The 22168-nt window shown below is 62.1% G+C and carries 21 protein-coding genes; 13 read left to right on the forward strand and 8 right to left on the reverse strand.

Annotation, left to right across the window (positions count from 1 at the left end):
- Positions 1-48 precede the first annotated feature (48 nt).
- Positions 49-1500: an MFS transporter gene (locus CO671_RS26910; RefSeq protein WP_097608490.1), complete on the reverse strand. Its 1452-nt coding sequence runs from the start codon at positions 1498-1500 to the stop codon at positions 49-51.
- Positions 1501-1737: 237 nt separating this feature from the next.
- Here CO671_RS26910 and CO671_RS26915 point away from each other — a divergent pair, with 237 nt between their 5' ends.
- Positions 1738-3240: a protein adenylyltransferase SelO gene (locus tag CO671_RS26915; protein WP_097608491.1), complete on the forward strand. Its 1503-nt coding sequence runs from the start codon at positions 1738-1740 to the stop codon at positions 3238-3240.
- 140 nt (positions 3241-3380) lie between these two features.
- Positions 3381-5720: a glucose/quinate/shikimate family membrane-bound PQQ-dependent dehydrogenase gene (locus tag CO671_RS26920; protein WP_097608492.1), complete on the forward strand. Its 2340-nt coding sequence runs from the start codon at positions 3381-3383 to the stop codon at positions 5718-5720.
- A gap of 201 nt (positions 5721-5921) precedes the next feature.
- On the opposite strand, the gene bla is transcribed toward CO671_RS26920, so the two are convergent.
- From bla to dmeR, 3 genes are all read right to left on the reverse strand, one after another.
- Positions 5922-6812: a class A beta-lactamase gene (gene bla / locus CO671_RS26925; RefSeq protein WP_097608493.1), complete on the reverse strand. Its 891-nt coding sequence runs from the start codon at positions 6810-6812 to the stop codon at positions 5922-5924.
- Positions 6813-6920: 108 nt separating this feature from the next.
- The gene (dmeF, locus tag CO671_RS26930) at positions 6921-7919 is read right to left on the reverse strand and encodes a CDF family Co(II)/Ni(II) efflux transporter DmeF (RefSeq protein WP_097608494.1); all 999 of its coding nucleotides are present in this window, start codon (positions 7917-7919) and stop codon (positions 6921-6923) included.
- 22 nt (positions 7920-7941) lie between these two features.
- On the reverse strand, positions 7942-8214 hold the full coding sequence (gene dmeR, locus CO671_RS26935) for a Ni(II)/Co(II)-sensing transcriptional repressor DmeR (protein ID WP_097608495.1): 273 nt from the start codon (positions 8212-8214) through the stop codon (positions 7942-7944).
- 281 nt (positions 8215-8495) lie between these two features.
- Between dmeR and CO671_RS26940 the strand changes: the two genes are divergently transcribed.
- Positions 8496-8990: a GNAT family N-acetyltransferase gene (locus CO671_RS26940; protein WP_039618661.1), complete on the forward strand. Its 495-nt coding sequence runs from the start codon at positions 8496-8498 to the stop codon at positions 8988-8990.
- 165 nt (positions 8991-9155) lie between these two features.
- Positions 9156-9785 (forward strand): glutathione S-transferase, encoded by a 630-nt coding sequence (locus CO671_RS26945; RefSeq protein ID WP_097608496.1) that lies wholly within the window; start codon positions 9156-9158, stop codon positions 9783-9785.
- Between the two features lie 66 nt (positions 9786-9851).
- On the opposite strand, the gene CO671_RS26950 is transcribed toward CO671_RS26945, so the two are convergent.
- The 3 genes from CO671_RS26950 to CO671_RS26960 form a co-directional block, all read right to left on the reverse strand.
- The gene (locus tag CO671_RS26950; protein ID WP_097608497.1) at positions 9852-10766 is read right to left on the reverse strand and encodes a cytochrome c; all 915 of its coding nucleotides are present in this window, start codon (positions 10764-10766) and stop codon (positions 9852-9854) included.
- A gap of 113 nt (positions 10767-10879) precedes the next feature.
- Complete coding sequence (locus CO671_RS26955; RefSeq protein ID WP_010034533.1) at positions 10880-11320, reverse strand: cytochrome c; 441 nt, start codon at positions 11318-11320, stop codon at positions 10880-10882.
- Between the two features lie 171 nt (positions 11321-11491).
- A complete protein-coding gene (locus CO671_RS26960) occupies positions 11492-12373 on the reverse strand; it encodes a LysR family transcriptional regulator (protein WP_097608498.1) in 882 nt (293 codons plus the stop codon).
- Positions 12374-12469: 96 nt separating this feature from the next.
- Here CO671_RS26960 and CO671_RS26965 point away from each other — a divergent pair, with 96 nt between their 5' ends.
- The 3 genes from CO671_RS26965 to CO671_RS26975 all read left to right on the forward strand — a co-directional run bounded on the left by CO671_RS26965 (position 12470) and on the right by CO671_RS26975 (position 14804).
- The gene (locus CO671_RS26965) at positions 12470-13138 is read left to right on the forward strand and encodes a DsbA family protein (RefSeq protein WP_097608499.1); all 669 of its coding nucleotides are present in this window, start codon (positions 12470-12472) and stop codon (positions 13136-13138) included.
- A 28-nt stretch (positions 13139-13166) separates the two neighbouring features.
- A complete protein-coding gene (locus CO671_RS26970; RefSeq protein ID WP_097608500.1) occupies positions 13167-13775 on the forward strand; it encodes an NAD(P)-dependent oxidoreductase in 609 nt (202 codons plus the stop codon).
- Between the two features lie 123 nt (positions 13776-13898).
- Positions 13899-14804 (forward strand): MBL fold metallo-hydrolase, encoded by a 906-nt coding sequence (locus CO671_RS26975; protein ID WP_097608501.1) that lies wholly within the window; start codon positions 13899-13901, stop codon positions 14802-14804.
- Between the two features lie 85 nt (positions 14805-14889).
- Here CO671_RS26975 and CO671_RS26980 read toward each other — a convergent pair whose 3' ends face one another.
- Positions 14890-15924 carry a LacI family DNA-binding transcriptional regulator gene (locus CO671_RS26980; RefSeq protein WP_097608502.1) on the reverse strand — a complete coding sequence of 345 codons (1035 nt, stop codon included), beginning with the start codon at positions 15922-15924 and terminating at the stop codon, positions 14890-14892.
- Positions 15925-16084: 160 nt separating this feature from the next.
- Here CO671_RS26980 and CO671_RS26985 point away from each other — a divergent pair, with 160 nt between their 5' ends.
- From CO671_RS26985 to CO671_RS27010, 6 genes are all read left to right on the forward strand, one after another.
- The gene (locus CO671_RS26985) at positions 16085-17659 is read left to right on the forward strand and encodes a sugar ABC transporter ATP-binding protein (RefSeq protein ID WP_097608503.1); all 1575 of its coding nucleotides are present in this window, start codon (positions 16085-16087) and stop codon (positions 17657-17659) included.
- Positions 17659-18669 carry an ABC transporter permease gene (locus tag CO671_RS26990; protein WP_097608504.1) on the forward strand — a complete coding sequence of 337 codons (1011 nt, stop codon included), beginning with the start codon at positions 17659-17661 and terminating at the stop codon, positions 18667-18669. The genes CO671_RS26985 and CO671_RS26990 overlap by 1 nt, the downstream gene beginning before the upstream one ends.
- A 100-nt stretch (positions 18670-18769) precedes the next feature.
- Positions 18770-19693, forward strand: coding sequence for a sugar ABC transporter substrate-binding protein (locus tag CO671_RS26995; RefSeq protein ID WP_097608505.1), 924 nt, complete (start codon positions 18770-18772; stop codon positions 19691-19693).
- Positions 19694-19803: 110 nt separating this feature from the next.
- On the forward strand, positions 19804-20808 hold the full coding sequence (locus tag CO671_RS27000) for a Gfo/Idh/MocA family oxidoreductase (protein WP_097608506.1): 1005 nt from the start codon (positions 19804-19806) through the stop codon (positions 20806-20808).
- Positions 20805-21764 carry a sugar phosphate isomerase/epimerase gene (locus CO671_RS27005; protein WP_097608507.1) on the forward strand — a complete coding sequence of 320 codons (960 nt, stop codon included), beginning with the start codon at positions 20805-20807 and terminating at the stop codon, positions 21762-21764. The genes CO671_RS27000 and CO671_RS27005 overlap by 4 nt, the downstream gene beginning before the upstream one ends.
- Before the next feature lie 102 nt (positions 21765-21866).
- The gene (locus CO671_RS27010) at positions 21867-22154 is read left to right on the forward strand and encodes a MurR/RpiR family transcriptional regulator (protein WP_097608508.1); all 288 of its coding nucleotides are present in this window, start codon (positions 21867-21869) and stop codon (positions 22152-22154) included.
- Positions 22155-22168 lie beyond the last annotated feature (14 nt).

Consider the following 22168-nt stretch of genomic DNA (forward strand, 5'->3'; position numbering starts at 1 on the left):
CCAGCGAGACCAGTTCATTGCCGATCGGCGTCAAGAAGGCTGAAGGCGTTAGCCTTTGGCGGCGCCTTTCGTCCGCTTCGCCTTATAGCCGCTGATCTCTTCGCCGGCCGTCGGCGAGAAGCGCAGGTTCCAGACGGTGGCGGTGATCGAGATGAGCGTGACGACGATGAAGGCGGTGGAGAAATCGCCGAGCGTCGGCGTTTCGACGTCGTTGAAGGCCATGGAACCGTGCAGCGCCAAGGCGCCGATGCAGATGCCGAGCGACAGCATCAGCTGTTGGAAGGTGGTGTAGAAGCTGGTGGCCGAGCTCATCCGCTCCCTGTCGATCTCGTCATAGGCGATGGTGTTGTAGGCGGTGAACTGGAACGACAGGAAGAAGGCGCTGAGTATCAGCACGATGAAGATGAGCGGCATCGGCCAATCCGGCCGGAAGGCGGCGCAGAGGCCGTAGCCGACCGTGCCGAGGATGCCGTTGAGGACAAGGCTGCGGCGGAAACCGAGCCGGCTGAAGACGAACTTCGCCATCGGCTTCATGGCGAGCGCGCCAAGCGCGGTGGCAATGACGATCTGGCCGGCGGCTGCGGCCGACAGGCCGAAGCCGATCTGGAAGAGCAGCGGCAGCAGGAAGGGCTGTGCGCCTTGGGTGATGCGCGTCAACGAACCTGATATGACCGAGGTGCCGAAGCTCGGCACCTTCATCAGCGAAAAATCCATGATCGGCGACGGATGCCTGCGGGCATGCCTGAGATAGGCGATGCCGAAGATGAGGCCGACGGCGATCAGGAAGAGCGAGAAGGCGCCCTCGCCTTCGTGGCTCGACATTTCGAAGCCGAAAAGCAGCGAGCCGAGCGAGAGGCCGGAGAGCACGAAGCCGATCGTATCGAACGGGCCGCTCGCCTTGCCCTTCACCTCATCGATATAGATCGAGACGAAGATCATGCCGATGATGCCGATCGGCACGTTGATGTAGAAGATCCAGCGCCAGTCGAGATAGGTGACGAAGAAGCCGCCGAGCGGCGGGCCGACGATCGGGCCGATCAGCGCCGGTACCAGCAGCCAGGACATGGCGCTGACCATATCCTTGCGGGCGACGCTGCGCATCAGCACCAGGCGCCCGACCGGCATCATCATCGCGCCGCCGAGGCCCTGCAGCAGCCGCGCCAGCACCAGGAACGACAGCGTCGGCGCCAGCGCACAAAGGATGGAGCCGATCACGAAGACGGCAATTGCCGCGCGGAAGACGGTGCGGGAACCGAAACTGTCGGCCATGCGGCCGCTGGCCGGAATGAAGATCGCCAGGCTGAGGAGATAGGAAGTCAGCGCGATCGACATGGCCGGGGCGCTGACGGCGAAATCGCGCGCCATGGTCGGCAGCGCCGTCGCCAGCACGGTCGCATCGATGTTTTCCATGAGCATCGCACTCGCGACAATCATCGCGATCACCCGGAAATTGGGCGCGGCGCGCCGAGCCATCGGCGCCTGGTAAATCTGATCCGACATCGTCCGGGATCACTCGCGGTGGCGCGGCGGAGCACAGGAGGCAGCAAGGCCGCGGGGGATGACATGGCGTAATGCCAAGGGGAGACGATCTGCTATACGCCTGCGATCATGGCGGCGCTATGTCCTTTATGGCACAGCAGCTTTGACGAGCGGGTAAAGCAGATCACGTTTGCTTGCATCGGCCTCATGCTTCGTGAAGAGCTTGCGCCACGGGCCGCCCGGCCCTACCTATCGATTATGACCTCCGCCCTCGAGAAAAAACGGCCCGGTGCGGCCTTCGCCTTCGACAACAGCTATGCCGGCCTGCCGCAGCGCTTCTTTGCGGCGCAGATGCCGACCGCGGTGGCGGAGCCCTGGCTGATCAAGCTCAACGAGCCGCTGGCCGCCGAACTCGGGCTCGACGTCGAGGCGCTGCGGCGCGACGGCGCGGCGATCTTTTCCGGCAATCTCGTTCCCGAAGGCGCACAACCGCTGGCGATGGCCTATGCCGGCCACCAGTTCGGCGGCTTCTCGCCGCAGCTCGGCGACGGCCGGGCGATCCTGCTCGGCGAGGTGATCGACCGCAGCGGCAGGCGTTTCGATATCCAGCTGAAGGGCGCCGGGCCGACGCCTTTCTCGCGGCGCGGCGACGGGCGGGCAGCCCTCGGGCCGGTGCTGCGCGAATATATCATCAGCGAGGCGATGTTTGCGCTCGGCATTCCGGCGACACGGGCGCTGGCGGCGGTGACGACGGGCGAGCCGGTCTACCGGGAAGAGGTGCTGCCGGGTGCGGTCTTCACCCGGGTCGCGGCCAGCCACATCAGGGTCGGCACCTTCCAGTTTTTTGCCGCCCGCGGCGACACAGACGGTGTGCGGGCGCTTGCCGATTATGTCATCGACCGGCATTACCCCACCCTTAAGGAAGCCGACAATCCCTATCTCGCCCTGTTCGAGTCAGTCTCCGAGCGCCAGGCGGCGCTGATCGCCCGCTGGCTGCATGTCGGCTTCATCCATGGCGTGATGAACACCGACAATATGACGATCTCCGGGGAGACGATCGATTTCGGCCCCTGCGCCTTCATGGATGCCTATGATCCGGCGACCGTCTTCTCGTCGATCGACCAGCACGGCCGTTATGCCTATGCCAACCAGCCGGCCATCGGCCAATGGAACCTCGCGCGGCTCGGCGAAACGCTGCTGCCGCTGATCGACGCCGAGCTCGACGGCGCAGTCGATAAGGCGAATGTGGTGATCCGGGCTTATGGCGAGCGGTTCCAGGCGCATTGGCTGACCGGTATGCGGAAAAAGATCGGCCTTGCCGGCGAAGAGGACGGTGATCTCGATCTGGTGCAGGCGCTGCTGTCGCTGATGCAGGCGCAAAGTGCCGATTTCACCCTGACCTTCCGCCGACTGTCGGACCTTGCCGGCGACGAAACAGCAGAGCCCGCCTTTGCCGCAAGTTTCCGCGAGGCGGAGGCCGGCCGTACCTGGCTCACGCGATGGCGCGAGCGACTGTCGCGCGATCCGCAGACGGCCAGCGAGCGCGCCAACGCCATGCGCAGCGTCAATCCGGCCTTCATTCCGCGCAATCACCGCGTCGAACAGGCGATCGAGGCTGCGGTCGAAAACGGCGATTTCTCGCTGTTCGAGGCGCTGCTGACGGTGCTCGCCAGGCCCTATGACGACCAGCCGGATCTTGCCGGCTATAGCGAGCCGCCGAAGCCGCATGAGCGGGTGCTTGCGACCTTCTGCGGGACGTGAGCGGCTCCAATACAACCGTACCGTGACATCCGCCTGCGGCAAATGCAGCCGTTGAAAGGCATGTCCCTTGCGCTATCTGGCTGATCGGCGGGGCTTTTCCGCCCTTCTTCACCCGGCGAACCTCAGCGGGAGACAGCCTTATGGCGATCGTCATCACCTCCATCCTTTTCATCATCATCGGCCTTGCGCTCGGCGGCGGCGGGCTCTGGCTCGTCACGCTCGGCGGCAGCGTCTTCTATCTGTTCGCCGGGCTGATGTTCCTGATCACCGCCGGGCTGCTTCTGATGCGCAAGGCGGTGGCGCTCTGGGTCTATGCGGTGCTCGTCATCGCCGCACTCGCCTGGGCGGTCTGGGAAGTGGGCTTCGACTGGTGGCAGCTCGGGCCGCGCGGCGGCCTGATCATCCTGCTCGGGCTCTGGCTGCTGACGCCCTGGATCCGCCGGCCGCTCGGCTTTCGCAGCCCGACCGGCATCACCTATGGCGCCAATCCCTGGCCGCTCGCCGTGCCCGTTCTTCTTGCCATAGCCGTCGCCCTCTATTCGATGACGACGGATCCGCATGATCTTGCCGGCGATCTGCCTAGGGATGAGGTCGCCGCCAGTCCCGCTTTCGGCGGCAGCGTGCCGGATGGAGAATGGCATCAGTACGGCCGCACGCCCTTCGGCCAGCGTTATTCGCCGCTCGACCAGATCACCGTCGACAACGTCTCCACCCTCAAGGAGGCGTGGCGATACCAGACCGGCGACGTCAAGCGGCCGGACGACATCAGCGAGACGACCTATCAGGTGACGCCGCTCAAGGTTAAGGACACGCTCTATCTCTGCACGCCGCATAACTGGGCGATCGCGCTCGACGCCAAGACCGGCAAGGAGAAATGGAAATATGACTCCAATTCCGGCATGAACCCCAACCGGCAGCATCAGACCTGCCGCGGCGTCACCTATTATGCCGACCCCGATGTCGCCGCCGGCCAGCCCTGCGCCGAGCGCGTCTACCTGCCGACCTCCGATGCCCGGCTGATCGCGCTCGACGCGGCGGACGGCAAGGTCTGCACCGGCTTTGCCGATCAGGGCGTGCTGCATCTCGAAACCGGCATGCGCTTCAACCCGGCCGGCTATTATTATTCCACCTCGCCGCCGGTCGCCGTGGCCGGCAAGATCATCATCGGTGGGGCGGTCAACGACAATTACTCGACCGAGGCGCAGTCCGGCGTCATCCGCGCCTTCGACATCAAGACCGGTGCGCTGATGTGGAACTGGGATTCCGGCAACCCCGATGTGACGACGCCGATCGCCGCCGGCCAGACCTATACGACCAACTCGCCGAACAGCTGGTCGGTCTTCAGCGTCGACGAGGCGCTCGGCATGGTCTACATCCCGCTCGGCAATCAGGTGCCCGATCAGCTCGGCATCAACCGCAGCGACAATGTCGAGAAATTCTCCTCCTCGATCGTCGCGCTCGATATCGCCACCGGACAGCTTCGCTGGGTGCGCCAGACGGTGCATCACGATCTCTGGGATATGGACGTTCCGGCCCAGCCGGCGCTGATCGACCTGACGAAAGAAGACGGCAGCGTCGTTCCCGCCCTTGTCGGCCCGACCAAGCAGGGCGATCTCTATGTGCTCGACCGGCGCAGCGGCGAGCCGATCATCCCCATCAAGGAGATCCCGGCGCCTGATGGAGCGATCTCCGGCGATCATACCTCGCCGACGCAGCCGATCTCCGACCTCACCTTCTCGCCCGAGCCGCTGAAGGAAAAGGACATGTGGGGCGTGTCGCTGTTCGACCAACTCGTCTGCCGCATCGATTTCCACCGCTACCGCTACGAAGGCCGTTACACCCCGCCCTCGCTCGCAGGGACGATCGTCTATCCCGGCAATTTCGGCACGTTCAACTGGGGCAGCGTCGCTGTCGATCCCGAGCGGCAGATCATGTTCGGCATGCCGACCTATCTCGCCTTCACCTCACGCCTGGTGCCGGCCGCCGACATTCCGCCGCGCGGCCAGGATGAAAAGGGCAGCGAACAGGGGCTCAACCGCAATGACGGCGCGCCCTACGGCGTCTTCATGGGGCCCTTCCTCGGACCGCTGCAGATCCCCTGCCAGGCGCCGCCATGGGGCTATGTCGCCGGCGTCGACCTGCGCACCGGCAAGATCGCCTATATGCACAAGAACGGCACCGTGCACGACATGACGCCGCTGCCCCTGCCCTTCAAGGTCGGCGTGCCCGGCATCGGCGGGCCGATGCTGACCAAGGGTGGCGTCGCCTTCCTCGGGGCCGCAGTCGACAACTACCTGCGCGCCTATGACGTGACGAGCGGCCGGGAACTCTGGCGGGCACGGCTTCCGGCCGGCGGCCAGGCGACGCCGATGACCTATACGACCGACGACGACAAGCAATATGTCGTCATGGTCGCCGGCGGCCACGGCTCGGTCGGCACCAAGCCCGGCGATTATGTGATTGCTTATACGCTGCCGTGATGGCTCGTGGCAGCGGTCGCCTTTGTCAGTGCGAACGCCAACGCAGTGCTTGCGGCCTGGGTCCTCGGGTCAAGCCCGAGGACGACGGAGGTGAAGGGGCCCGATTGGCAGAAGGCGGGACCGCCTGGAGCAATTCCTGATTCCCTATGCAACCGGCTAGCCCCCTCCGCACACCGGACAGCCGTCATACCTTCCCCCGGATCAAACCATCTCCACAATCATCCGCCCAACCTCGGCAAAGACCGGGTTGAGCTCCTTCGCCGGCACGGTCGCCTCGGCGATATAGACGGCGGCGACGATCGGGCCGCGGTCCGGGGGCCAGATGACGGCGATGTCGCCGAGGGAGCCGTTCGGGCCGGTGCCGGTCTTGTCGCCGACCTTCCAATCGGCCGGCAGGCCGGCCCTCAGCCGCTCCTTGCCGGTCGTGCTGGCGACGAGCCAGGCGATCAGCCTGTTGCAGGAGGCTTCCGTCAGCACCGAGCCGAGCGTCAGATTGCCAAGCGTATCGAGCATCGCATTCGGTGTCGTCGTGTCGCGCGGATCGCCCTTCCGGCCCTCGTTCAGCGTCGGTTCGGTGCGGTCGAGACGCGTCGTGCCGTCGCCGATCGAGCGCAGCCAGTCGGTCAGCCCCGCAGGCCCGCCGAAGCTTTCGAGCAGCAGGTTGCCGGCGGTATTGTCGCTGAGCGTCACCGCCGCATCGCAGAGTTCGGCGATCGTCATGCCGTCGGCGCCTGCGTGTTTTTCGCTGATCGGCGAATAGTCGACAAGCTTGTCCTTGCCGTAGGTCACCCGCCGGTCGAGGCTCTCGTCGCCCTTGTCGACGCGGGCCAGCACGAAGCCGGCGGCCAGCGCCTTGAAGGTGCTGCACATCGGAAAGGCTTCGCTGCCGCGATAGCCGAAGGAGATGCTGGTCTGGGTGTCGAGCACCGAGACGCCGAGGCGCCCGCCGGTGCGTTTTTCCAGCTCGGCCAGGCGGCGCTCGACATTGTCGTCGCCCTCTTCGCTCTTTTCCTCGGCGCTGACGGGAAGCGTGAGCGCAGGCAGGCACAAAGCCGAGCCTATCAGCATGCGGCGGGTAAGACTGAGATCCATGAAAATCCTCCGGCGGTGAGGAGGACAGAGCTAAGGCGCGATTGCGGCGGCATCTCGTCATCGCGGCGACGAAGTCGTCCCGCGGCGCCGAAGTTGCCCGCACCGGAATCATGCGGCGCGCGTCACCTCGACCGTCACATGCGACAATTCCGAGAGCGCCGAAAGCCGGGCCTTGTAGAAGGCCGGATCGCGCGGCTCGGAGGTGAGGACGGCGACGATGGCGGCGTGATGGCCGGGGCCGACCTGCCAGACATGCAGATCGGTGATCCGGTCTTCCTCCGTCTCGATCGCCTCGCGAATGTCAACCGGCAGCGTCTCGCCGTGCGGGACGACGTCGAGAAGGACGCCGCCCGAGGATTTCATCAGGCTCCAGGACCAGTTGGCGATGACCAGGCCGCCGACGATGCCCATGATCGGATCGAGCCAGAGCCAGCCATAGAGGCTGCCGAGCGTCAGCGCCGCGATGGCAAGCACGGAGGTCAGCGCGTCGGCGATGACATGCAGATAGGCGGCGCGGATATTGTTGTCGCCGTGCTTTGCGTGACTATCGTGAGCGTGGTGATCGTGGGTGTGATCGCCATGATCGTGATGGCCATGGTGGTGATGATGATGCGCGTGATGGCCGTGTGCATGGTGGCCGCCGCCGGCAAGCAGCCAGGCGCTGGCGAGGTTGACGGCAAGACCGACCACCGCCACGGCGATCGCCTGGGCAAAGCCGATCGGCACCGGATTTGCAAGGCGCAGCCAGCTTTCCCAGGCCATCAGCAGGGCGATCAGCGCAAGGATGATGGCGCTGGCAAAGCCGGCGAGATCACCGAGCTTGCCGGTGCCGAAGGTGAAGCGCGGATTGCGTGCCTGCCGGCGGGCGAAGAGATAGGCGAGCGCCGAAATCAACAGCGCACTGGCATGGGTCGACATATGCCAGCCATCGGCGACCAGCGCCATGGAGCCATAGGCGGTGCCGGCCGTTATCTCCGCCACCATCATCACCGCCGTCAGCGCGATCACCAGCCAGACGCGCCGCTCGTTCACCGCATGATCGGCGCCGAGGAAAACATGATCATGTTCGAGGCTGTTCATTTGGGTTTTCCCAATCCCGGCAGTCATTCCAGGCTCCTTCTACAAGCGCTCAGCGGAGATACGTTCTCAGCACTTCCGATATTTCCTCGACCGCCTCGGCTCTTGCCGCGTCATCGGCGGCATTCAGCACATGCTCGCGCAGGTGATCGTCCAGCACCTCGCCGGTCAGTCCGGTCAGGGCGCCGCGGATCGAGGCGAGCAGCTGCAGGATTTCGCCGCAGGGGCGTTCGGCCTCGAGCGCCCGCTCGACTGCTTCCATCTGTCCCTTCAGACGGCTGATGCGGGCGACGAGCTTCTTTTTTTGCAGGGAGGTGTGGGACATGACGGACTCACCAATTAATATAGGGGGGTATACTATCAGCATATGCCGGCCGATATCAATGCCCATGCCGCGTGGGAGCGTCATGCTGCAGCGCCATTGACAAATGCCGCGTTTGCGGCGATGGATGCTTCATGATCAAAAACGCGCACCAGAGCCGCTCGTATTTTTGGCTGTACCTGTAAAGGGCGGCTGGACAGATCATATTGTCAACAAGCCGCCGTCAGGCGGCTTTGTTGTATCGGCAGCGTCCTGACGGCAGACTATCAAAGGACGCGAAGACCATGACCGAAATCGAAGACAGCGAAATTTCACTGATGCGCCCGTCGGTGGTGACGATCCGCACCGCCAAGCCGCGCGACCTGCCCGAGCTCAACGAGATGATCGCCCTGCTTGCCGCTCATCACGGCGACGCGGCGGCAACGACGCCGGAGCAGCTCGAGCGCGATCTGTTCGGCCCCCTACCCTGGATCCATGCTCTCGTTGCCGAGACCGGCGAAGGGCTGATCGGTTACGCCATTCTCGTGCCGCTCTACAGGGCGCAGGAGGGAAAACGCGGCATGGACCTGCACCATCTTTTCGTGCGCGACGGCCATCGCGGCCACGGCACCGGCCAGTTGCTCGTCGACCGGGCCCGCGAAACCGCACGCAATGCCGGCTGCGGCTACCTCTCCGTCAGCGCCGCGACCGGCAACGTGCTGGCGCACCGCTTCTACGAACAGCTGGATTTCACCCCGCGGCCGGTGACCGGCATGCGCTACATGCAGTCGATTGCTTAGGTTGGCTAGATCGAAAGTCTAGCCCTGGCTCGATGGGCGGGAGCGGGTTAAGCTTGCCAGCTAGAGTGGCGCGCATCTATTCAGACGCAGGGTGGGGTTCGGATCGAGTCGGACGTGCCCGCTTCAGTACTGCGGATACTTTATCGAATCGCGTTAGGAGCATTCATGGCTGATTTCAAACTTCATTGCTTCGCTCTCTCCGGGAACTCTTACAAGGTCGTACTCTTCTTTGCGCTTGCCGGCATCGAATGGGAAAGCATTTTCGTTGACTATCTGGGCGGCGAAACGCGAACCGAAGAGTGGCGAAAAACGATCAACGAACAGGGCGAAGCGCCTGTGCTCGAACATGGCCAAACGAAGATCAGCCAATCGGGGGTTATCCTGGACTACTTGGCAGAGGTGACAGGCCAATTTGGGGCGCAGACGGCCGAAGAACGACGCGACATCATGCGCTGGATCCTCTTCGACAATCATAAATTCACTAGCTATTACGCAACGCTGCGGTTCATGTATGGCCTCCAGAAGAGCGGCGAGACGCCGGTCGTCGAGTTTTTAAGGCTGAGGGCTAAGGCTGCCTATGCGATTGTTGACGAGCACCTGGCCCACCGAGCCTTCATGGTCGGCGAGCGGCTGACGATCGCAGATCTCTCCTTGGCGGGCTACGTCTTCATGCCGGAGGATACCGGAATCGATCACGGCGCCTTTCCGGCTATCGCAGCATGGAAAGATCGTATCAGCAGCATGCCGGGCTGGCGCCATCCCTATGATCTCATGCCTGGTCCCACTTCCCTATAAACAGGGAGATCGACTTTCCGAGTGCAGCGGCCGCAAAAACCGCTGCACACTTTGGCGCGACAGGCTCTAGCGCCCCGGCACGGCCTTCAGATAGGCGGCGATCGCTTCGCGGTCGGCCGCCGGCAGACGGGCGATATTCTGCTGCACATCGACCATCGAGCCGCCGACGCTATCGAAATCGGGGGTGAAGCCGGTTTCGAGATAGCTGGCGATATCGGCCTCGCTCCAGCCGCCGATGCTCTTGGAGGCAGGCGTGATGTCGGGTATGCGCCCCTTGCCTTCCGGATTGGGCGCACCGGCAAGCCACTGATCGGCCTTAAAGCCGCCGAGCGCATCGCGCGGCGTATGGCATTCGCCGCAATGACCGGGGCCCTCGACGAGATATTGCCCGCGCTTCACCTTGTCATCGTTCTTGGCGAGCGCGACGCGCGGCTGATCGTTGAAATAAAGGAATTTCCAGCCGCCGAGCGCCAGCCGGATATTGTAGGGGAACGGCAGCCCATGCGGGGGCGTGGCGTTGGCGCTCTTCGGCAGCGTCTTCAGGAAGGCGAAGAGATCGTTGACGTCCTTGTCGCTCATCCTGGAATAGGAAGCATAGGGAAAGGACGGATAGAGATGCTGCCCGTTCGGCCCGACGCCGCGCTTCATCGCATTGCCGAACTGGGCGAGCGTCCAGCCGCCGATGCCGGCCTTTTCATCGGGTGAGATATTCGGCACGTGGAAGGTGCCGAAAGGGCTCTTCAGCGCCAGGCCGCCTGAGAGCGTCAGTTTCGCATCGCCTTCGGAACCGGGGGCTGAATGACAGCTGACGCAGCCACCGGCCCAGAAGACCATCTCACCGTTTGCCGGGTCCGGCGCGCCGAGACCGGCCCAATGGCTTTCCGGCAGCGGATCGGGCGCGGTGACAAGATAGAAGGCGGCACCGCCGAGGACGGCGACGCCGATCAGACAGAGCAGTAACCGGATGAACCTGCGGACCATGCCCCGCCTCCCCTTTCGCCGAGATTTCCCCGGGCGGATATCAAGACGACCCGCGTCGGCGGCAAGGCCGGCGCGGATCGCATACAAAGATCCGGATCAAAACGGCCTATCGCTCACTTGCCGAGGCGATAGGCCTTGTGACAGCCGCCGCAATTGGCGCCGAGGGTGTTCATCGTGGCGCCGACGGCGGCAGGATCGGCCGGAAGCTGAGCGAGCGCGGTTTCGGCATCGGTGGAGAGCTTGGCGGCACGCGCCTTGAAGTCATCCATGTTTTCCCAGATCTTCGGGCTCGCCGCTTCGTCGCCCGTCTCCGTGCCCGGCTTGAACTGGTCGGGAAAGACCTTGGACGTGGTGGCGATCGTCGTCAATGCCGCCTTCACCGTCTCGGCGTCATAGGGCTTCTCGCCCTTGGCGATGCCGGCCAGCGCGCCCGCCGACCCCCCGATCTTCTTCATCAAGGCAACGCGCGAGTCATGGGTGCCGTCGGCGGCGGTCACCGAGCCGAAGGCTATTCCTGCCATCGCTGCGGCGGCAGCTAGTGCTTTCCAATTCATATGTTCCTCTCCAATTTTCTGAAGGCCAAGGCGGCCGATGGCCAATCTGCACCGGCAGCATGACAAAATCCATGCGTCGGGGCAGTCACGTTTTGCCGGATGATCATAAAAACAATGTGATAAACGGCGAACAAACCTATGGCGAGCCGGTGCTTCCCAGACCTGACTGCCCTATACATCCACCAGCCTTGTTGCCAGAAAGTCGATGAGGACTCGTGCGGCCATCGGCAGGTGCTTTCGCGAAACATAAAGAGCATGGATGCCCAGTGTGCTTGGCTTCCACTCCGGCAAGACGACAACCAGCTGACCTGTCTTAACCTCCTGATCGGCGGCAAAACACGGCAGCATTGCGATGCCGAGACCGGACAGAGCGGCACGGCGCAGGGCGACAGCGTCATTGGTCTGGAAGGTGCCTTCCACCGACATGACGATCTGAGATTCGAAATTCTTCAGCGACCATTCCGTCCCGCCAAGGTGGGTGTAAGTGAGGCACCTGTGGTCGTCGAGATCCGCTGGTGTTGAGGGAATTCCGTATTCCTGGAGATAGCGCGGCGAGGCGTAGAGCAGCGACGAGCACTGTCCCAGCCGTTTCGCGATCAAGGATGGGTCCAGGCGATTGGCGATCCTTATCGCCAGATCGATGCGGTCCTGCACGAGGTCGATCGTCCGATCGGAAATCTGTAAATCGACCTTGATGCGCGGATAGGCGTCGGCAAAATCTGAGAGAAGCGGAATGAGCTGCGCTTCTGCGAGGATGCTGGGTGCCGTCACCCTGAGAAGACCGTGCGGAGTGTCTGCGGGGCTTGCGACCTCAGTCACTGCGTCGGCAACACGGACGATTTCCCGACACATGTCGAGAACGCGTTCGCCCGCCGATGTCAGGCTGAGCTGTCGCGTCGTGCGGTGGAGAAGCCGCGTTCCCGACCAGTCTTCCATGGCCGCGATGTAGCGCGACGCCATCGCGCGGGACATGCCCAATTCTTCGGCTGCTGCCGAAGCGCTGCCGCGCTCGACAGTCTTCAAGAGCACTTTCGCCGCAATGATCCGATCCATCTATTCGCTCGATTTATGCAACATTCTTTCGATCATAGTGACGTTTATCTTTGATATGCGCAACATTATATCTCTCTCGAACACAGGGAGATCGCAGTGACCACCGACATCGAACTTCAATATTTCTTCGACCCTTTCTGCGGCTGGTGTTACGCGAGCGCTCCGGCGCTGGCGGGTCTTGCCGAGCAATTTTCAGATCGTCTCAGGATGCTTCCCTCCGGCCTTTTCGTCGGAGGAAGGCCGATCTCGTCGATCGCCGATCACGCATGGCGCAACGACCAGAGGATCCAGGCTCTCACCGGGCAGCGCTTCTCAAAGGAATACCATCAGAACGTCCTGCTGGCACCGAACGGCATCTTCGACTCAGGCCCCGCGACGCTTGCGCTCACCGCGCTTGGAGAGCACGCCGCGAAGCTTGAGCCGCGTTTCCTGCATGCCATCCAGATCGCCCGCTATGTCGACGGACGCGATACTTCCAACGTTCAGGAGGTGGCGACGGTCGCCGTTCAGGTGGCTGCCGAGCATGGCATCGAACTGACTGCCGAGATCTTCGCCGAGAGGCTCCGGAACGACTCCGATCTTCGTGAGCGCGCGCTGGAGCGGGTGGAGGATGCGCAGCGCCAGATGGACAGGCTCGGCATTCGCGGCGTTCCGCAGCTCGTCGCCCGCATCAACGGCGAGGCCCACGTGCTCAACAGCGAGGCGCTCTATCAAGGTCCGGCTCGGCTCGTTGCGGCGCTCGATGAGCTCTCTGCAGACGCATGAAACCCCAATCCCAACCAGGAGTACCATCATGAAAATCGCTCTTATCGGAGCCTCCGGCCAGGCCGGCTCCCGCATCCTGTCGGAGTTGTCGGCTCGCGGTCATAACGTCACCGCGATTGCCCGAGATCCCTCCAAGGTCACATCTCTGCCGAACGTCGCCGCCGCCTCTGGCGACATCGCCGCACCTGAAGCGTTGGCAAAGGTGTTGGAGGGGCATGAAGCCGTCATCAGCTCGGTGCATTTCTCCGCCAGCGATCCGGACAAGCTGATTGGCGCGGTCAAGGCCTCCGGCGTTCGTCGCTACTATGTGGTGGGCGGCGCGGGCAGCCTCGAAGTCGCTCCGGGCGTTCTCCTGGTGAACACGCCCGAATTCCCTGATATCTACAAATCTGAAGCGCAGGGCGGCGTCGACTACCTCACCAAGCTCAGGGCTGAAAACGACCTCGACTGGACCTTCCTGTCGCCTTCGGCCGCATTCGTCCCCGGCGAGCGGACCGGCAGCTTCCGCCTCGGCAAGGACGAACTGCTGACGAACGAAAACGGCAGCAGCATTTCCTTCGAGGACTTCGCCGTTGCACTCGTTGACGAGATCGAAGCCCCGGCCCACGTCAGGCAACGGTTCACCGTCGGCTACTAACCCGATCCCTCCAAATCTCAATCGCCCACTGCAGCGTGGCCGACATCGTCAGGGTGTCGACCGCCGCCGGACCCTCCTGCCTTGGGGGCAGGACGGTTCGCCCCACAACCACGTGAAGAGAACATGATGAACAGACGCACCACCCTCAAGACGATCGCCGCAGCCGCGGCTCTCATGATCCCGCTCGCTACATCCGGTGTCGCGCAGGAGAAGTCTCCCCTATCATGGACGGCGTTCAGGGCCACCGAAGCGGGCTTTCTGCGCGCTCCGGTCCTTGTCACCGGGAAGACGGAGGCCGTACTCATCGACTCGAGCTTCAGCTATTCGGACGGCAAGGTCATCGCCGATGCGATCAAGGCCAGCGGCAAAAACCTCACCACGATCTATGTCACCACCAACGATCCCGACTACTATTTCGGTCTTGCACCCGTCCATCAGGCCTTCCCGAAGGCCCGCATCCTCGCCGCTCACGACACCGTTGCACTGATGCGGAAGAAGGCCGAAGGCAAGATCAAGGCTTGGTCGCCTGTTCTGGGCGACAACGGTCCCAAGTCGGTCTCCGATCTCATTTTCCCGGAAGCGAGCGACATTGACACGCTGTCAGTCGACGGCGAGAAGCTCGAAATCGTCACCGCGCCAGGGCTCAAGGATCGCGGCCGCTATATCTGGGTTCCATCGCTCCGCGCCGTGTTCGGCGGCGTCCCTGTGTTCGGCGGCATGTATCCCTGGGTCGCCGATCTTCCGACAGTCGAGGAACGGAAGGCCTGGGGCGCAGCACTTGACGACATCCTCGCCCGCAGACCCGAGATCGTCGTACCAGGTCACGGCACCTCCACCTGGCCGATGGATGCGTCCGCCGTCAGCTACACGCGTGATTACCTGATCGCATTTGACGCCGAGGCAGCCAAGGCCGCAGACTCCAAGGCATTGATCGCAGCGATGAAGAAACTCTATCCCGACGCGGCCATGCCGATTTCGCTGGAATTAGGGGCGAAAGTCGCCAAGGGCGAAATGACCTGGGGTCAGTGACCACAGCGGAGAACTCGCGGTTAAAGCGCGTCGTATCTAATTTGATTCGTTCGACGCGCTTTAACTCATATTTTTCGTCGGACCTTCAAATATTGGTGGCTGTGTAAAATTCAAACGGGACAATGTGCTGCGACACGGTTGGCGATCGGCCGGCATCGAGAGCTTCCGCCATTGCCCGGACCAGGGTCTCTCCCAGCAGCTTTGCCGGATGAGACAGGACGACCCTGATCAGCCCCTCAGCAAGACCGGCTCTCGTTTCATTGGTGAGCTCGTGTGCTATGACCACCAGGCGTTTGGCTGCCGGCCCACCATCCTCCCGCAGGGCCCGCATCACACCGGTGATGCCGCCACCGGCAACGTAGAGTCCGACCCAATTCGGCTCGGTCTGCAGAAGGCGTCGCGTCGCTTCATAGGCGATTTCGGGCTCTTCAAGCGTGGCAACCGTCTCCAGCATCTGGAAGCCCGGCGCGCTCTCCCGGAAATACGATCGAAACCCCATTTCGTTCAGCTCTTGGGCGAGATATCGGTGACTCCCGACGAAGACGGAAACCTTGCCGCCATTGCCATTCAGCCCGGCGATGAACCACGCGGCCGTGCGGCCCTTTTTGATGCAGTCGTTGCCGACATAGGCTGCGCGGGAGGCCGTGGAAATATCGGAAATCATGGTCACAACAGGAATGTTCTCTGCTGCAAGACCATCGACGGCGTGGTTCACCTGCGGGTGGTCGGAGGTGATCATTCCGATGACGTCGGCTTCGCGACTGAGAGCGTAGATCGCCTCGGCAGCCTTATCGGGCGCAAGATCGTCCATGAATCTGACGATGGCCCTTCCATGGGCATCGGGAAATGCTTCGGTCGCCGCGACCAGAATGTCGCTCCACATTTGATAAAGCTTGCGGTGAGACTGCTTGAGAAGAAAACCGAATTTGATCACCGGCTTGTCGTGCTCGAGTCGGCGAGCGATGGCCGTCACCCCGTGAAAGCCGATCTGCCGGGCGGCGTTCAGAACCCGCTCCGCCGTCTGCGGGCGCACCGGATCGCGACCGTTCAGCACGCGATCGACCGTTGAAATGCTCACATTCGCGGCCTTTGCCAAGTCGGGGATCGTTGGGCGAGACATATCGAACCTTTCAAATCTTGATGTTATTTATGAGAGTTTTTGGGAGAAAAATCCACCGGTTCGTTGACACTTTGCGGAATTTTCGCAATTTCATCTTCCAGCACAAGCCAGTTTGGCGGGAGAGCTTGGGAGAGCTCTCTCATCTGGAGGAAATACTCTCATGTCTGCGACCTTGCAAAGGGTGGCGCCGCTTTCGGGCGGCGAAGGCCATCGCACGCCTATAGATGGCGGAGCCGGCTTCGTTCTTGAAATGCGCTCAATCACCAAGGCCTTCCCCGGTGTTCTCGCGCTCGATGGCATGAGCCTGAAGGTTCTTGCCGGCACCGTCCATGTCCTCGTCGGGGAGAATGGCGCGGGCAAGTCGACGCTCATGAAGATTCTAAGCGGCATCTACGCGATCGACGGCGGAGAGATTCTTTTCAGAGGCGAAAAGCTCGACCATCAGAGCGCCGCAGCCGCGCTGGACCGAGGGATCTCGATGATCCATCAGGAACTCAGCCCGGTGCTCGACATGACCATCGCCGAAAACATCTTTCTCGGCCGAGAACCCAGTTACGGCCGGACCGGCGTTTTGTCCCGGTTCGTCGATTTCGATCGCATGAATTCAGATACGCAGACGCTGCTCGATCGTCTGGGCCTGAAATACAGCCCCCAAACCAAGATGCGAGACCTGTCCATCGCGACGATGCAACTCATCGAGATCGTCAAGGCGATTTCGCGCGAGGCCTCTCTGGTGATCATGGACGAACCGACGTCGGCGATCAGCGACACGGAAGTCGCGATGCTCTTCAGGCAGATCGCAGACCTGAAAGCGGCAGGCGTCGCGATCATCTACATCACCCACAAGATGGACGAGATCTTCCAGATCGCCGACGACATCACGGTGATGCGTGACGGCCAGTTCGTCGCTGCCGCCCCGGCGAGCGAATACGAGCCGGCAAAGCTGATTTCGCAGATGGTTGGCCGCACGATCTCCAGCATCTTTCCGAAAGAGGACGTGCCGATCGGCGATGTCGTCCTTTCCGTCGAGAACCTCTCTCGTGACGGCGTTTTCGAAAATGTCAGCTTCGAGGTGCGTGCCGGCGAGATCGTTGGCCTTTCCGGCCTGATCGGCGCCGGGCGAACGGAGGTCGCCCGGGTGATCTTCGGCTTGGACGCGGCGGACGCGGGCGTCATCCGCCTGAACGGCAAACCGCTAAAGCTGACGTCGCCGAAGGATGCAATTGCCGACGGCATCGCCATGGTCTCGGAAGATCGCAAGGCGGAAGGTCTGGTGCTTTGCCGGTCCGTCGGCGAGAACATTTCGCTCGCGAACCTCAAGAAGTTCACTTCCGGCCTTTTCATCAGCGAGCGGCAGGAAGAGACAGCTTCCCAGCGCATGATCAAGATGCTCCAGATCAAGACGCCCGACACGGCAATGATCGTGGAGAACCTCAGCGGCGGCAATCAACAGAAAATCGTTCTCGCCAAGTGGCTGCTGGGTGATCTGAAGCTGCTCATTCTCGACGAACCCACACGAGGCATCGACGTCGGGTCGAAATCCGAAATTCACAGACTGATGACCGAGTTCGCTCGTCGGGGGCTCGCGATCGTCATGATCTCATCCGAACTGCCCGAGATCCTCGGCATGAGTGACCGCGTGGTGGTGATGGGCGAAGGCCGGGTCACCGGCGAACTAACAAGAGCCGAGGCCACGCAGGAAAACATCATGCGCCTCGCCACGGGAGGACACTGATGAGTATTGAACGCGCAGACGCGGCCGTGAAACGAGAGGGCCAGGTGATTTCAGGCTCTCGGACCATGAGCTTTTCCCAGATCTACCGCAAATACGGTACAATCCTGATCTTCGTCGGTATCTGCGTCCTTGCCTCGATCCTGAGCCCGACATTTCTGACAGAAGCCAACCTCACCAACGTCCTGCGTCAGGTCGTCGTGGTGAGCCTCCTTGCCTGTGGCGTTACTTTCATCATCATTCTGGGACACATCGACGTCTCCCTGGGATCTGTCCTGGCACTCTGCGGCGTCTTGGCGGCCAGCGTGATGGCCATGACCGGAAGCGTCATTCTGGCTGTCGCCGCGGGCGTTGCAGTCGGGATCGTCACCGGCATCATCAACGGCTTCGTCGTCACTTTCTTCCGCATCCCGTCATTCATCATGACATTGGCCATGACGACGGTGGCACGCGGCACCGTGCTGCTTTACACGGGCGGTTCGCCGGTGACAGGACTGGGCGACTTCAAAGTGATCGGCCAGGGCTCACTCGGCCCGGTACCGATTTCCGTGATCGTTCTCGCGGTCGTTGTCGTCTTATCCTGGATTCTTCTCAACAAGACCAAGTTCGGCCGATACGTCTATGCGGTCGGCGGTAATGAGCGTGCCGCTCGCGCTTCCGGCATCAATCCGGACAGCATCGTCGTGAAGGCCTTCATCTTCAACGGCATCCTGTGCGCCGTCGCAGGCATCGTCCTCATGTCTCGCATCAATTCCGGCCAGCCGGCCGGCGGCGTCGGCTACGAGTTCGATGCGATCACCGCGGTGGTCGTCGGCGGCACCAGCCTGATGGGCGGCACCGGAACCATCACCGGCACGATCATCGGCTCGATGATCATCGGCGTCATCAACAACATGCTCAATCTCATGAATGTCAGCTCGTACTGGCAGCAGATCATCAAGGGTCTGATCATCGCGATCGCCGTGATCCTCGATGTCTGGACCAAGTCTGCCCGCAGCAAAAAGAAGGCATGACAGACGTTCTTCAGCGGGCCAGCGCCTGCTGCGGAACCACCTCTTTGTCGGCGGGGATTTCCCGCATCCGGAATGATCTGAAACTCTATGGGAGGACCCTATGAAAAGCATTTCCAAACTCGCTCTCGCGTGCGCCATATCCCTTGCCGCGATTTCCACCGGCGCCGCATTTGCCGCAGACAAGTTCGTCGTCGGTTACGCCAACATGGCGGATACGGACGTCTTCGTCATGGCGCGCAAAAACGCCTTCATCGAAGCGTCGAAAACCGATCCTGCAGTCGAAGTGAACTTCTCCGACGCCAACAACGACGTCAGCAAGCAACTCGATCAGATCGACAACTTCATCGCGCAGAAAGTCAACGCGATCGTCGTCGTGCCGGTCGACTACCAAGGCATCGTACCGGGCGTCGAGAAGGCGAACCAGGCCGGCATTCCGGTCATTGCACTCGGCATCCAATCGGCAGGCGGCAAGTACACGTTCGTCGGCTCGAAGAACATCGACGCCGGCCGCCTTCAGGGCGAGTACATGAAGGAGCACCTGCCGAAGGACGCCAAGATCCTCTACCTCGAAGGCACGCCGGGGCTCTCGCACACGCAGGAGCGCAAGACGGGCTTTGAGGATGCGCTCGGCCGTTCCGACGTGGCCACTCTCGCCAGCCTCTCGGCCAATTACGACCGCGCGGAAGGCATGAAGGTCACGGAGGACTGGATCCAGAGCTTTCCGAAGTTCGATGCGATAGTCGCAGCCAACGACCAGATGGCGCTCGGCGCGCTGGAAGCACTTCAGGGCGCTGACCGTCTCAAGGGCGTGATGATTTCGGGTGTCGATGGCACGGCCGATGCTCTGAACGCGATCAAAGCAGGCACCATGTCGCAGACCATCTTCCAGGACGCCGCAGGCCAGGCGAAGGCCGCCTTCGAGGTCGTGGAAGGCCTGAAGAAGGGGGAGGATGCTCCGGCCGAAAAGCTGGTGCCGTTCGCTTCGATCACCAAGGACAACGTTGATCAATACGCAAAGAAGTAGGCCCTCCCAAGGGTGCGTGCCGGGATGGGGTTCCCGGCACGCATTTCGCACGAGGAAGGCGCAATGCTTGCCGCAAATCGCTGATTCGCTAACGACAGGAAAATATCGAAATGACAACAAGGATCGCCGTCATCGGGGCAGGACTGATGGGAGCCGATCATGCGAAAATCATCGCGGAAGATCTGCCGGGGGCGAGCCTCCAGGTCGTTTGCGACATGGATGCGGACCGCGCCCGCAAGGTGGCGGACGCCTACAGCGCTCACGATGTCGACTCCGACCCCGACCGGGTCGCCGCTCGTCCTGATGTGGATGCCGTTATCATCGCAAGCCCCGATTTCACGCATGCACCGCTGTCGCTGTCCTGCATAAGAGCCGGCAAACGGGCTCTTTGTGAGAAGCCGCTGTCGCAGTCCTCGAACGAATGCCTGGAGATCATGCAGGCGGAAGAAGCCGCGGGATCGAAGTTCATAATGCTCGGCTTCATGCGCCGCTTCGATCAATCCTATGTCGAAATGAAGGGGGCTCTGGCGCATGGCGCAATTGGCCGCCCCCTGATGATGCACAACTTTCATCGCAATGTCGCGACGCCCGCGTCGGACTTCACCGGAGCGATGGCGATCACGAATTCCGCCCCGCACGAATTCGATGTCGTCCGACACGTCCTCGACACTGAATACGTCTCGATCTCCGCCTTCCAGCCGAAGCGGTCCGACGCGCTGGTCGCACCGGTCTATATGGTGCTCGAAACGGCGGATGATCAACTCGTCAATATCGAGATCAACAACAACGCAGCCTACGGATACGACGTCCGCGCGGAACTGGTGGGCGAGAAGGCGACCATCGCCATGAACGCTGTCAACTACACCCGCGTCGACCGGGAACTCGGACAGAGCACAAGCTACGAGGCGGATTGGCGCGGCCGCTACGCCGAAGCCTATCGCCGCCAGAACCGCGCTTTCGTTCGGTTCGTCGAGACCGGAGTGTTCCCGCACATCGCGTCGAGCAGTTGGGATGGATACTGCGCCGCAAAGGTCGCCGAAGCCGGCGTCAGAGCCTTGAACGACGGCCGCAAGATCCCCGTCGAAATGATTGCCAAACCGGAGTTTTACGCATGAAGCTTGGATTCGTATCAGACAGCCTCGGCGGCCTGCCCTTCGAGGCGATGCTGGATCACGCTCAAAGATTGGGCGTCTCCGGCGTCGAGGTCAATACCTGCGGCTGGTCGACGGCGCCGCATTTCGATCTGTCGACGATCCTCCGGGACAAGAACGCGCAGAAATCATTCCTCGGAGCTTTCGCCGATCGCGAACTGGAAGTGATAAGCCTGAACGCCAACGGAAATCCCCTGCACCCGACCGATCTTGCCCAGGGACAGGGCCTTGAGGATACGATCCGCGCAGCGGGTGCGCTAGGGATCAAGACGGTCTGCGCGATGTCGGGACTTCCAGCCGGGAATGCCACCGATACGATGCCGAACTGGGTGGTTTCCTCGTGGCCGCCGGAGACGCAGGCGATCCTTCGCTACCAGTGGGAGGAGAAGCTCCTCCCGTACTGGACCAAGATCGTGGCGCTGGCCAGGGATCACGGTGTGGAACGCATCGCGCTGGAACTGCATGGCAATCAGTGCGTCTATAACGTCCCCTCGTTGTTGAAGCTGCGCGAAGCCGTTGGCCCGGTCGTCGGTGCCAACCTGGACCCGTCGCACCTCTTCTGGATGGGTGCCGATCCTCTTGTCGCCGCAGAAGCGCTCGGCGAGGCCGTCTACCATGTGCATGCCAAGGACACCTTCCTCAACGAACCGAAGCAAGCCGTCACAAGCCTTCTGGAGAATGGCAGCCTGATGGACATCCCGGCGCGCAGTTGGTCCTACATCACGCTCGGCTTCGGCCATGGCGAAGAATGGTGGCGACAGTTCTGCTACAGGCTGAAGATGGCCGGTTACGATGGCTGGCTCTCGATAGAGCATGAGGATGTGCTTCTGAACAGCCTCGAAGGGCTGGAGAAGTCCGTCGCTCTGCTGCAGGGCGTGATGCCGGTCGCAGCCAGCGATTTCAAGCCGCAGGCGATTTAGTCGGAGCGAAACGCGTCCACTTCGCCCATCTCATGGGAGGCGCCGCCTCTGTGCGCGCCCGACCGAGCTTGCGTGAAGGCGGCTCTTTTGAAAGTGCGTGCAATGCTAAAGGATCGGAACTCTCCTCCTCCCTCAACGCTGCAAGAACTGAAGCACCTGATCGCCAGCCGGCAGCTGGTATTTCCCGTCAGGCTCGAGCGGGTCGCAAGGGAGATCCTGGAAAAACCTGACATCACGGCCTTTGAAGGTGCTGCCGCGGTTGCGCGCAGGTGCCGCGTTTCTCCAGCAACGGTCCATCGGCTTGTCCGGCACATTGGGTTCCAGACATTCGGTGAGTTTCGCGCGATGATAAGACACCATCTCTGCAGCACCGCCGCAAGTCATCGCTGAAGATGCAGCGACTT

Source organism: Rhizobium sp. M10 (assembly GCF_002531955.1).
GTDB lineage: Bacteria > Pseudomonadota > Alphaproteobacteria > Rhizobiales > Rhizobiaceae > Rhizobium > Rhizobium etli_C.